Origin of the sequence: Hahella sp. CR1 (assembly GCF_029813005.1) — a bacterium.
GTDB lineage: Bacteria > Pseudomonadota > Gammaproteobacteria > Pseudomonadales > Oleiphilaceae > Hahella.
In genome coordinates, this window is record NZ_JAPELK010000010.1 from 95,468 (window position 1) to 107,984 (window position 12,517).

At 54.2% G+C, this 12,517-nt stretch carries 9 protein-coding genes; 8 read left to right on the top strand and 1 reads right to left on the bottom strand.

Features of this window, described 5'->3' with window-relative positions; translation table 11 throughout:
- The first annotated feature begins 200 nt into the window (after positions 1 to 200).
- The 4 genes from ONV78_RS22325 to ONV78_RS22340 all read left to right on the top strand — a co-directional run bounded on the left by ONV78_RS22325 (position 201) and on the right by ONV78_RS22340 (position 5,413).
- Positions 201 to 1,727 carry an ethylbenzene dehydrogenase-related protein gene (locus ONV78_RS22325; RefSeq protein WP_279506519.1) on the top strand — a complete coding sequence of 509 codons (1,527 nt, stop codon included), beginning with the start codon at positions 201 to 203 and terminating at the stop codon, positions 1,725 to 1,727.
- The gene (locus ONV78_RS22330) at positions 1,724 to 2,392 is read left to right on the top strand and encodes a DUF1566 domain-containing protein (protein ID WP_279506522.1); all 669 of its coding nucleotides are present in this window, start codon (positions 1,724 to 1,726) and stop codon (positions 2,390 to 2,392) included. The genes ONV78_RS22325 and ONV78_RS22330 overlap by 4 nt, the downstream gene beginning before the upstream one ends.
- Before the next feature lie 92 nt (positions 2,393 to 2,484).
- On the top strand, positions 2,485 to 4,845 hold the full coding sequence (locus ONV78_RS22335; RefSeq protein ID WP_279506524.1) for a DNRLRE domain-containing protein: 2,361 nt from the start codon (positions 2,485 to 2,487) through the stop codon (positions 4,843 to 4,845).
- A 199-nt stretch (positions 4,846 to 5,044) separates the two neighbouring features.
- Entirely contained in the window at positions 5,045 to 5,413 is a 369-nt protein-coding gene (locus ONV78_RS22340; protein ID WP_279506526.1) for a hypothetical protein, read from the top strand.
- Here the strand turns inward: ONV78_RS22340 and ONV78_RS22345 are convergent.
- Positions 5,394 to 5,843, bottom strand: a complete 450-nt coding sequence (locus ONV78_RS22345; RefSeq protein ID WP_279506528.1) for a hypothetical protein — start codon at positions 5,841 to 5,843, stop codon at positions 5,394 to 5,396. The two genes, ONV78_RS22340 and ONV78_RS22345, sit on opposite strands and share 20 nt — an antisense overlap.
- 298 nt (positions 5,844 to 6,141) lie before the next feature.
- Here ONV78_RS22345 and ONV78_RS22350 point away from each other — a divergent pair, with 298 nt between their 5' ends.
- From ONV78_RS22350 to ONV78_RS22365, 4 genes are all read left to right on the top strand, one after another.
- Positions 6,142 to 7,257 (top strand): hypothetical protein, encoded by a 1,116-nt coding sequence (locus tag ONV78_RS22350; RefSeq protein ID WP_279506529.1) that lies wholly within the window; start codon positions 6,142 to 6,144, stop codon positions 7,255 to 7,257.
- 98 nt (positions 7,258 to 7,355) lie between these two features.
- Positions 7,356 to 8,645: a DUF2254 domain-containing protein gene (locus ONV78_RS22355; protein WP_279506530.1), complete on the top strand. Its 1,290-nt coding sequence runs from the start codon at positions 7,356 to 7,358 to the stop codon at positions 8,643 to 8,645.
- Positions 8,646 to 8,748: 103 nt separating this feature from the next.
- Positions 8,749 to 10,104, top strand: coding sequence for a phytase (locus ONV78_RS22360; protein ID WP_279506533.1), 1,356 nt, complete (start codon positions 8,749 to 8,751; stop codon positions 10,102 to 10,104).
- 231 nt (positions 10,105 to 10,335) lie between these two features.
- Positions 10,336 to 12,189, top strand: coding sequence for an EAL domain-containing protein (locus ONV78_RS22365; RefSeq protein WP_279506535.1), 1,854 nt, complete (start codon positions 10,336 to 10,338; stop codon positions 12,187 to 12,189).
- Positions 12,190 to 12,517: the final 328 nt, after the last annotated feature.

The following is a 12,517-nucleotide window of genomic DNA, read 5'->3' on the forward strand; positions in this document are numbered from 1 at the left end:
CGCCTGTTGATTTCACTCGATTGGACTATGCAGGAAAGGCAATTGTCGCGGCGGCGTTCGGGTTCTAGGATGAAAAGTCCTTATTCGACAATGATTTATATTGAAGTAACGCTATTGATAGTCACATTTAATCACGCATCTCCTTAAGCCCACTCCGACAGCGGGTGGAGTGCATTAAACCGATAACAACAGAAACTACAATGATCTTTCCCGCATCTCATTGGTTACGCGTTTTACTTCACCTCTGTGCGATCTCTTTGTTTACCGTCAGTCTGGCCAGCGGCATGCGTCTGGCGGCGGATGGCGACTGGCCATTGCAACAGTATTGGACGGCCATTGCGCCGCAAGGCGACATGATTTCCTGGCATCTTGGCTCTGCGCTTGGATGGCTGGCCGTCAGTCTTACTGTTTTATTCGCCTGGATTAAAAATCGCGCTGGCGTAGCTCCAACCCGTTCTAAAGGACTGCTGATAAGAGCGTTGTATCTCACCTTGCCGGTGCAGCTTCTCAGTGGAGCCGTGTTCTATCTGGGCATTGGCGTGGGTGTGCTGGACTGGGTCCTGGCGATTCATTACTGGGGCGCGCTGGCGTTGCTGATCCTGATTGCCGCTCACCTGACGGAGCAGCTGGCGTTGCGAGGCGGGCGGTTTTTGCCTGCGGTCTTTATCCCTCGCAAATTCTCTCAGGGTCTGGGACTGCTGGCTGTTTCCTGCGCCGCGGGCGCAGCGCTATGGTGGGGCGGCGGCGCGGACAGTCAGGAACTGCTGGTGGCGCCCTTGGCGGAAAAAGAGCGTATTCAGATTGACGGGTCGCCGGACGAAGCCGCCTGGGCGACTGCTGACCCGGTGACGGTCACTACCTATCAAGGCAACGACTACCATACCGCTGTCCCGGTTGAAGTGCGCGCCCTGGCGAATCCTTACACGGTGTATTTCTCTATTAGCTGGCCGGATGCTCATGCTGATTACAGTCATCTTCCCCTGCAAAAGACGGAGACCGGCTGGAAGGCGCTGCATGCGGGGTTCGAGAAAGATGACGAGCGCGTCTATTACGAAGACAAGCTGGCGGTGATGCTATCCAAAGGCGGCGGATTTGGCGGCGATAACAGTATTCATCTGGGCGGACATCCTCTGGAGGGCTATCCGGCCAGTCGCTCCGGACGCGGTTATCACTACACGACGGATGGCTCCATTCGCGACGTCTGGCACTGGAAGGCGGTGCGCGGGGGCGACATGGCGGTGCTGGATGATGATCACTTCGGCAAACCGGAAGCGGCCTGCGCGTTTTGTCCCCGTTACAAGGCGGGCTATCAACCTGATCCGGTGGAAGACGGCGGCGTGCGTCAGAACTGGGACTGGTTCCGCACCAGCGGCGTGACGCCTCTGCGTATTCCGCGAGAAGGGCCGGGCGTTACCAAGGAGGAGAACGCCATGACCTGGTATGGCTCGCGCACCTATCGGGCGGAACGAGACGAGACGCCGGTGGGCGGCAGTCTGCCCTCGGTGCTGTGGATGAGCCATTACGAAGGCGACCGGGGAGATGTGCGCGGCCGCGCGCAATGGAAGGACGGACGCTGGTATCTGGAGCTGGCCCGCGCTCGCGAGACGGGGTCGGCCTTTGATATTCCCATTGAGGATGGCGTGTTTATGTGGGTGGCGCCTTTTGATCATGCGCAAACCCGCCATGGCTATCACCATCGACCCATTCGCTTGAGGGTGCGGCCATGAGTCAACGACAGCGCACCCAGATAATTTCCGCCATCGGCGTCAGCATCCTGGCGCCGGCGGCGATGATTGTGGCCATGACCGTTAACGGCGGGCAGGACGCCGGCGCTTCCAGCGAACATGCGCAACGTCGCATACAGGCGGAACTGGCGCGTTGGCGCAAGCTGGATGCAAACGGCGCGGAAGTGGCGCCCAAGGTGGGGCCTTGGGCATGTGTGGCGGACGCCCGCAATAACGTGATTTGGGAAGTGAAGAGCTGGCAGGAAAATGTCCATCACTACAAATCCAGTTTTTCCTGGCGGTTGAATGACCGCGGCGAAGCGGGGCGGGGCAGCTGCATTCTGGGCGACCATATTCAGCCTTGCGACACTGATGATCTGATTGCGGCGCTGAATCGGGTTCGATACTGCGGCGTCGCCTCCTGGCGTTTGCCGACCATTGAGGAGTTGCGCTCCTTGATGGACCGGGAAACCTATCCTGGCCAACCCATGATCAACGCCTACTTGTTTCCCCGAACCGCCGTTGGGCCCTATTGGTCCTCCACGGTGCGGGATGGAGATGGTAGCGATTTCAGCGTCATGACATTCAATTTTTATCAGGGAAGTGAACAGGCCTTGCCTCCGCGTACGGCTGCGTGGGCGAGACTGGTGTCTTCCATGGAGCAGTAGCGGAGATGAGCAAGGGAGCGACGTGGGGAACATCCGGCTGCGGCAGGCCGGACGTCGCGATGTCTTAAACTACTTGGAGAAATCTACAACCGATGAATAACGATAAACCCATAATCGCCGTGCTCGCCGGTTTAACCCTGGCGGCGACCGGGTCCACTGCGTTGGCCGCGCCGACGCAGATTCGCGTGGTCTGGGACCACGATCCCGCCCATGAAGCCATTGTCGCTTTTTCCGAGGGTTCTGGCGGTTCACCCTATCTTCTGTGGGGCGACAGCACGGATGAGAACAGCTGGGAGAATACTGCTTACCAGAAGAACTATACCTTCGATGGTAGCCTGCGCAGTTATTTCGTGCGTCTGACGAACCTGCAACCCGGCTCTAACTACTACTTTCGCGCCTGCGACAGTAAAGGTTGCGGCGAGCGTTTCTGGTTTACCACGGCGTCGGACAACGCGGCGGACCTGACCTTCATCGCCGGCGGCGACTCTCGCAGTAACCCGACGGCGCGACGTCAGGGTAACCGTCTGGTCAGTAAAGTTCGGCCTCAGTTCGTGCTTTTTGGCGGCGACCTTACCGACGATAACCGCGCCAGTGAAGTGGATGAATGGCTGGATAACTGGACCGAAACCTACTCCAACGATGTCATCGACGGGGTGGATTACAAACGGGTGTATCCGTTGGTTCCAACAGTTGGCAACCACGAGGATAACGATCAGACCTTTATCTGTAAGGTGTTCGGTGTGGACGCCAACAAAGATGGTTCCTGCTCCCTCGACGATACCTATTTCGCTTTCACCATCGGCGGCGGACAAGCCCGTTTCTACACGCTTAACACGGAGTTTAGGAACTCTGGATACGAAGCGGAATGGCGCGAGCAGATGGACTGGTTGAAGGCGGATCTGGCCTCCGATGGCTCCAGCGTGACCTGGCGCATGACCCAGTACCACAAACCGATGTTTCCTCGCACGACATCGAAGCCGTCCAAATACGACAAGATGTACGAGTGGGCGCAACCGTTTTACGCCTACAAGATGAACCTGTCTTTCGAGTCGGACAGCCACCTGGTGAAATACACCTGGCCGGTGGTTCCGGACAACGATGGTTATGCGCAGGCGTCCGCCGGCACCTTGTATGTGGGCGAGGGCAGTTGGGGCGCGCCCACCAGGTCAGCGGATCGTTATGCAAACTGGATCATCGATCAGGACAGCTTCGCGCAGCTGAAAATCGTGCAGTTCTCTGGCGACGAGGTGCTGGTGCGCACAGCGCGTTTTTCCGGCGAAGGCGATGTAACGGCGCTCTCCAAAGCGCAACGGGATGCCGATCCTCTGGCGCTGCCTTCCGGTCTTAACTTGTGGAAACCGCAGAGCGTCGGTGAAATCATGACGTTAACGCGGTCCGGCGACGGCCTTACCCAGGTCAAGGGCGGCGGAGATGATCCTGGTCCGGGCGATCCAGGCGATGGCGATTCCACAACCTTGGCGGCGATGCAGGACGTGACCGTAGGCAGTAACGGTTTCCACAACAACGGCGATGAAGTTTACGCAGACGGCTCCGATGGCGGTCAGGAACTGCGCGCGCTGTTGTCCTGGGACTTGAGCGCGATACCTGCCGACTCCAGCGTAGACTCCGTGGAGCTGGCGCTGCAGGTGGTCAATAGTTCCGGCGGTGAATACGGCGTTTATGCCGGCTCCGCATCCTGGTCGGAAAATGGCGCGGACTGGAATGACGCCTCTACCGGCGTCAAAGTAGGAAGCGTTACGCCTTCCAGCAAAGGCAGCGTGAGCATTGGGCTGAACGAGGAAGGTCGTCGCCTGGTGGAGGGCTGGATCAACGGTCAGGAAGCCAATAAGGGGTTGATTATCGCCAGCATGGGCACGTCCGACGGCGTTGATTTTGTCTCCAGAGAAGGCGGACAGGCCGCCAAACTTATTGTCGCTCACCAAGCCGGTGATGACTCTTCAGGACGGGGCGCCAAGTCGTTTTCCTCCGATCAGGACGTTTCGGTCGGCTCGCAAGGTCGTCGACGCAATAGCAGTCGTTTGGAAGCGGACGGCAGCGACGGCGGTCAGGAACTGCGCGTACTGATGCATTGGAATCTGAGCGACTTGCCGGCGCAGGCGAAAATCACCAGCGTGAAAGCCGAATTTTCCATTGTCGACCCTTCCAGCGGCTCCTACTCCCTGTACTCCGCCAAAGGAGACTGGAGCGAGAGCGCCGCCCAATGGAGCGATGCGGAAACCTCCGGCGGCAAAGTCGCCACGTTCACCCCGTCCAACAATGGCTCGCTGTCGGTTAATTTGGGCGCGGCCGGCATAGAGTTGGTGCAAAGCTGGCTATCCGGCGCGCCGAATAACGGCCTGGTGTTGTCTTCCGACGGAACCAGCAACGGCGTGGACATCGAAAGCAGAGAGAGCAGCCGCGCGCCAAAACTGATCGTGGAATATGAGTTGTAAGGAGCGATACGGTTTAGGTTAGCCGTTGAACTCTCTGTTATCTCAAAGGACGGCTGGGCTGGGTCGCCGCGCCGTCCTTCGTTATAATTTCGTCCTTTACCTTATTTGAATAACCAAACGGGTATTCAATTTCTGGCGTGGCGACTCGGCCTGAGTGGTTCGCCAGCCAGCCCACCAGGGCGGAATGATGACAAACGCATTGAGTAAAAGACTGAGCCTTCTGCTGTTGATATTGGCGTTAAGCGGATGCGACATGATCGACGGGCTGAAGGAAGAGTCAGACCAGAAATTCGGCGACCAGCATTTCAAAACCGCCATTGCTTTGATCGAACTGCACAAGGTTCGCACCGGCGCTTACCCTGAGACGTTCTCTGACATTCAATACACCGGGGATTGGGATGCGATCGTCGCTCATAGCGTCAGCTACAAAAAGCTGGAGGAGGGCTATGAGCTGAATATCGTCCGGGGCTGGGTGGGAACCCCGGAGTTAAGTTATCCCGAAGACTTTTGGTCTGGACTGGGCGTCCGCAAGACCAATGTCAGCGGTCTCACGAATAATACGCCCTGATTCTGCCGCTGGCGGAGCCCACATGCTTCACCAGACGATCCCCGGTTTTCTTAGCTGTCGCCGTGGACCAAAGCGTCAGCAACTGGTCGACGCTACTCATATTGACGGAAATGGCGCGGTGATGCTTGGCGACGCCGAAACGGGCCATCATGTCGCTGAGGCAGCGTTTCAAATCCATCATATCGCCCACGAACACTTCAGGCTGATAATTGGACGGAACATCAAAAAACTGACTGATGGTGGGGTCGACAATCAGCTTGCTGGGTAGGCGCAAGTGATAATGCATGGCGTTCAGCGCGTACAGATCACAACGCTGATCCGTATCCACAAAAATCTTCCCGGCCAGCGTTTCGCACTGCGCAAGGCAACTGCCGTGCTTCGCTGACGCTGTATTCTGAAAACCTTTAACTTTCAATGATAAATCGTACATCTTAGCTACCTGTATGACCGCCCCGTAGTGACTAAAACGGGTGTAAATAACGTATAAAAACGGGGTGGGGGATTATTGCGTGGATTGGGGCTGGGCTCAAGCCTTCTAGAAAGAGATTAAATGAAATAAATGAGTGTCACCCATAATGAATTTAGTCTGAATAGACTTAAACTTATTTAAATTAAGTGACACAATATGTCGTTCTTGTTGGCATTGTAAATAGGAGAGTGAGAACTGAAGTTGTGAACGATTAATGAACAAGTGGCTATGCTTTTATTAATTTAAATGGAATGATTCGGTGAAAATTTTATCACGTGCTTTGATTTTGTTTACTTGGCTAATTGGCTCAGTATGTAGTCTGTCAGCATCAGCTAGTGTTAGTGGTGATGTGAGAGGGGTGACGTTTTTCTATTTGGATGGTGTACATCAAGACTTTCCATGGGTGTTAAATAACCAGTACGACCCGGAAGTCAGGAGGAAAATTGACAGTCTCTTGAATGAATATCATAACGCTGGAGTTAATTGGATACGAATTTTAGTTGACGCTGACCACTATGGTAAGGCGAATGAGAATCCGGTTCCAAGTCTATCATTGATACAAAAGGTCAATGATTTTATGAGGATAACTCGGACTGGCGGTCAAGCTGATTGGTTTACCATAGAGTTGGTTTTAGATCCTTATACGATCAAGATGGAAGATGGTAATAAGGATAATGGCAAAATGCAGGATAAACATCCCTATGACAGAGACAAGCTCTGGTATAAGACTTGGCTGGATAATTTAGACTACACGAACTTGGGGATGGTTGTAATTGGTGGCGACCTTTCTCCATGCTCTGTCCAGGGATGTGATCAACCAGGTGAGATATCTGAAAGTCATGCCAGCTGGATTAAGGAAATGTGGTCATGGAAAGAGCAGTACTATCCAGAATTGAATTCAACTTATGAAGTCATCGGTAATGAAGAGGGGATTAATGACTCAAGGCTGATTAGTATATTGGCGACTTGGATTGAAAAAAATACCCCAACTGTTCCAGTTATAGCGGCTTCAATATACATAGACTTGCCAAGCGGCTCACATTGGGTCGATTATGCTGAGGTTACGAATAATACTCTAGAAGCATATCACTCCGTGACTAATAAGCCTTTATGGATTGATGAGTTTGGAAAGAACATTCGTATGGACTCAACGACTGCTGATCAAAAAGCGGCTTACGAAGGTTTTTTGGGTGCTTCAGTCTGTTGGCGTAAAAATAAATATGCAAAGTTTGCCTGGGTCGGTGGGAACGATTATCCGTATAAAGATAATCGCTGGTATGGGCTTGTTTCTGGGTTCAATAGTAACGGCGAACCTGTAATGAGGCCGGCCTGGAGTGTGCTTTCTCAGTATTATAATCTTCAACAATGCCCGTAAGTAAACGACTAATAGAAGCTATATACTTTGATAGTCAGAGAAAATAAGGGCGTAGTGCTGAGATGCAATAACTTCCGCTATCCAAGGAGAGAAACGGAATGCTCGATAAGTTGGAGTTTATTCTCAACCGTATCAGGGAGCGGCTTTGGATCAAGCCGTTGATTGTCTGTTTGCTTTCCATTGCGGCGGCGCTGGCGTCCAGGGGGGCGGATTCGTTTGGTGCTGAGATGGGGTGGGAGCAGTGGACGCCGGAGGTGTCGAAGGAATCTTTGATTGAGCTGTTGAAGATCTGCGCCGCCAGCATGCTGGTTATCGCCACCTTGGCGGTGGCTTCCATGGTGTCCGCCTATGCGTCCGCCGCCAGTACCGCGACCCCTCGTACGTTCGCGCTGGTGATCGCCGATGATGTTTCGCAGAATGCGTTGTCCACCTTTATTGGCGCCTTTATTTTCAGCATTGTGGCGCTGGTCGCGCTGATGAACGGCTATTACGGCAACAGCGGGCGATTCGTGCTGTGCTCCATTACGCTTGCGATATTGTCGGTGGTGATCGTCACCTTCGTGCGTTGGGTGGATCGCATCGCCCGTTTGGGGCGTCTGGGTTCGGTGATCGAAAAAGTTGAGACCGCCACGTCGCAGTCGCTGAAGCGTCGACGCGCGCAGCCTACGATGCGCTGTGCGGAAATCGAAGGCTCCTCTGGTGACGGGCGCCCGCTATATACCCGGCAAGTCGGCTACGTCCAGCATATCGAGTGCAACAAACTGCAAGCCTGCGCAAAGAAATACGATGTGCATATTCGGATTGCGGCGTTGCCGGGCGCTTTTGTTTCTCCCAGCATTCCTATCGCCTTCATCGTTGGCGGCGATAAGGAGCTTGAGACGGATAAGTTCGAGAACGCCTTTGTCATCGGGCGCAACCGAATATTTGATGAAGATCCCTGCTTTGGTTTGACGGTGCTGTCCGAGATCGCTATTCGCGGATTATCTCCCGCGGTGAACGATCTTGGAACGGCGCGGGACATTGTCGGCGCCATGGGGCGTTTATTCGTGCAATGGATGTCCCCGGAGGAAAAGACAGAGGCTGCTGAGAGCTGTGAATTTGATCGCGTGCAGGCGCCTGAATTGTCTTTGTGGGATATGTTCGACGATGCGTTCACCGCGATCGCCAGAGAAGGGGCGGACGCGCCGATAGTACACATCCGGCTGCAGGAAACGCTGTATGCGTTGGCCCATTTTGGCGACGGGTCCATGCGCGACATGGCGGTTAAGCATTCCCGATTGGCCCTGGCCAGGGCTGAGCAAACCCTGACGCTGGAAGAAGACCTGGAGGCCGTGCGCAATACCGGTTTATGTTGTGAGCTATCGTCCGAGGATGGTCAAAAGCGGTAACCCCAAGAGGCGATTTGAATTGTCATAAAAACGCGCTAAGTTCCTCAATGCAATGGAAATTCATTGTGCGCCCAGGATAAGAAACCACAAGGAAATTGAAGGAATGAAACTCGCTAAATTACTGCCTTTTACACTCGCCGCACTCTCTGCACAGGCACTTGCCGCTCCTCCCGAAGTTGTCGCTCGTTTTGAGACGGAAGCATTTTATGACGATGACGCCGGTAAGAACTCCGATGCGGACGATCCCGCCATTTGGGCGCACCCTGAAGATCCCGCTAAAAGTCTGGTTATCGCCACCTTGAAAGAGGGCGGTCTCGTTGTATTTAACATGCAGGGACAAACGCTGCAGCACATTGACGTGCCATTGCCTCCCAGCGCTGGCGATGTGCCCGGACGCTTTAATAATGTTGATCTGGTATACGGTTTAAAGAGCCACAAACATGAAAACGATTTCGCTGTGGTCATTGATCGCGGCGCTGACAAGCTGCGCTTCTATCGCATCAATCCAGACTACAACGGTGAGGATATTGCGCCGTTGACGGATGTGACCTCGCCAGACGCCCCCTGGATTTTCTCCGATGATCAGGACGAGGTGAACGAGCAGCGCACGGGCTATGGCTTAGCCGTATCCAAACGGAAAAAGCACAAGGACGGCTATGCGGTGATCAGTCAGCGCAAAGACTCGGATTTGGCTATTGCTGAGTTCAAGGTGACCAAAGAAGGTCTCATGACTTATGAAGTGGATGATTTGACGGACCTGCCCGATGAATTTGAGTTATCTGATGATGTGGAATGGACCCCCTGCCAGGACGATGACGATCAAGACCCGCAAGTGGAAGGCATGGTGATCGACGAGCGCAATCAGGTGCTATACGCCGCACAGGAGCAAGTGGGCGTCTGGCGCATCCCCATGGATGATCCTGATGAGGCGGAGCTGGTGGATGTGGTGGCGTCCTATGGCGTGCCTTACACGCGAGAGTGGGATGAACAGGAAGAGGAGTACGTCTGCACGCTGTTGTGGGATCAGGACCCAGGACATGGCGGTCAGCATCTGAAGGCGGACGTCGAAGGGCTGACGATCTATTACGGGCCAGGTAAATCCGGCTATCTGCTGGCCTCCAGTCAGGGGGACGACCGTTACGTCGTCTATGATCGGCAGGGGAGCAACGCCTATGTGGGAGAATTCGCCATAGTCGACGGCCCTTATACGGACGGAACCCAGGAAACCGATGGCGGCGCTGTCATCAACGTCAATATGGGACCTGACTTCCCCTATGGCCTGTTGGTTGTGCAGGATGGCGACAACACCCCGGATGAGCTGGATGACGAGGGCAAAAAAAGGGATAACACCAACTTCAAGTTCGTACCCTGGCAAGACGTCGCCAACAGCCAGTTCCCGCCGCTGATGATAGAAACGGATAGCTGGCATCCACGCCGGAAGCACCGGTTCCCCCATTGATCTACTGAGCAAAGTCGTCACGACGGCCGCAGCCCTGAATCTGCGGCCGTCGGCTGAGTTGAGTCAAAAAAGAGGAAGAATTTGGCGTAATCGAATAGGGAATGATGACGGGTTGGGCTAAATTTATTTATACGGCTCATAAAAGCCGCGATAGCGTGTTGAAGTGAGCTGCGCCAGGAGTTACCCCGTAATCAGATAAGGAAATAAGATCCGGAGGAGAGAGGGCGAAGCATGTGCTCGGCGAAGAATAAAAGTGTTTCCAAAGGCTTCATTCCCCCGCCAATACCTGATAATGAAGCGCTGCGTCTAAAAGACCTTGAAAGCCTTAAAATTCTCGACACGGATGCTGAAGAACGGTTTGACCGCATCACCGCGCTGATAGCGGATGTTTTTGACGCGCCCATCGTGTTGTTGTCTCTGGTTGATCGCGATCGGCAGTGGTTTAAGTCTATGCATGGTCTCAATGTTCCCGAAACGTCCAGAGAGATTTCATTTTGCGGCCACGCTATCTTTGAGCCCGAAGCCATGGTGGTGGAGGACGCTCACGATGACCCGCGTTTCTGCTTGAATCCCCTGGTCATAGGCGAGCCCAACATCCGGTTTTACGCTGGCGCGGTAATCAGAGGCCCGTCGGGCCTGCCGGTCGGCACCTGCTGCCTGATTGACAGAAAGCCGCGCAAACTGACTGAACGTGACCGAAAGCGCTTGGTGAACTTCGCAAAGTTGTTGGAGAGCGAACTGTTGCAGTCCGTGAAACTGACGCGGCTGCAGCAGGAAACGGTGATGTCCGCGTATTTTGACCCACTGACCGGACTGCCTAACCAGCGCCTTTTTCTGGACCGTCTCGAACAGCGTCTCAAGATTGCCGGAAGCCTGGACTCCGTCACCGTCTGCGTTGTAAATATCTGCCGTTTCTCCAATGTCATCAACGCCTGGGGGAAAGACAACGCCAATAAAGCGCTGGTCGTTATTGGCAAGCGGATCAAGGCGGCGATAAAAAACAAAGGATCGGTCGCACGTTTGTCTGGAGATCGTTTTGCGGTGTTCACCAACAAATCGAAAAGCCCTCGCTACGAAAGAACCCCGGGCCATTTGCGCGACCCCATTCCTTTTGAGCTGAATGATCTTTTTAACCAGCCCGTGGATGTAGGCGGCGTGGAGCTGCATCTGGAAGCCAATGTGGGCGTCACCAGCTATCCTCATGACGGCGAGGACGCCACTTCATTGCTGGAAAACGCCGCCAGATGCTCCAAATCCGTCGGGGCGTGCGCGCACGTGCAATATTACTCACAGACGTTGTCCGATGAAGCGTCAAAAGCATTCGCCATTGAGCAGCGTTTGCGCTCAGCGATCGCTAACCAATCCCTTCATCTGCACTATCAGCCGATCATTGACCTCAAATCAGGACGCTTGCAGTCACTGGAGGCATTGTTGCGTTGGCGGGATGAGACGCTGGGAAATGTCTCTCCCGCAGACTTCATTCCCGTGGCGGAGGCGACCGGCGCTATCGCCGAGATAGGACGCTGGGTGGTGGAAGAAGTGTGTTCACAACTGGCGACGTGGAAACGCCAGTATCCAGATCAGCTGGTTCCGGTGACGATCAACCTGTCCACCATCCAGTTAATGAGATCGGAGACGGCGCAGGAAATTGAATCAATCGTAACTCGCGCTGGCGTGGATAGCGCACTGATTCAGCTTGAAGTCACAGAAAGCTGCTTTCTGAAAGACTTCGACAGCGCCCTCTGCAACATGAAAAAGATGCTGGAGCTCGGCTTCAAATTCTTGATCGACGACTTCGGAACCGGCTTTTCCTCCCTCAGTTATCTGAACAAACTGCCGCTGCATAAACTGAAACTGGATCGCAGCTTCGTGTCAGGAATAGATCACTCTGACAAATGCAAAGCGTTGGCGAAACACATTATCGCCCTGAGCCAGGAACTGGGATTGATCGTCGTGGCCGAAGGTGTTGAGGACGCCGCACAGGCCCGTATACTCACCAGTATGAATTGCGATCAGGCGCAGGGATATCTGTATAGCAGACCATTGCCGCCGGCGGAGATTTCGCAGCGATTTTTTGGTGTATGACGGCACGTGTTCTTCGAGAGAGGAATATTGCTTTGAGTTCAGCGGGAAAATGGCTTCCACTGAGGGGGATTCTATTGGACCTGCGCTCTGGGAAGCCCTTCGACAAGCTCAGGGCGAATGGGGTGGGGTTTTTGCTTGGGGTTTGCTCAGTATTTCTGTTTCTTTTCGGATAAAGGGCGTTATTTGAACGCCGGATTGGCATCACAACAACCAATACTCCGTTCGCCCTGAGCCTGTCGAAGGGCTGGCAGTACCCGCGATACAAGAAGTGTTACTGATCCAGGGGTGAATAGCTTCCACTGAAAGTGGGCTCTATTGGGGCTAGCGC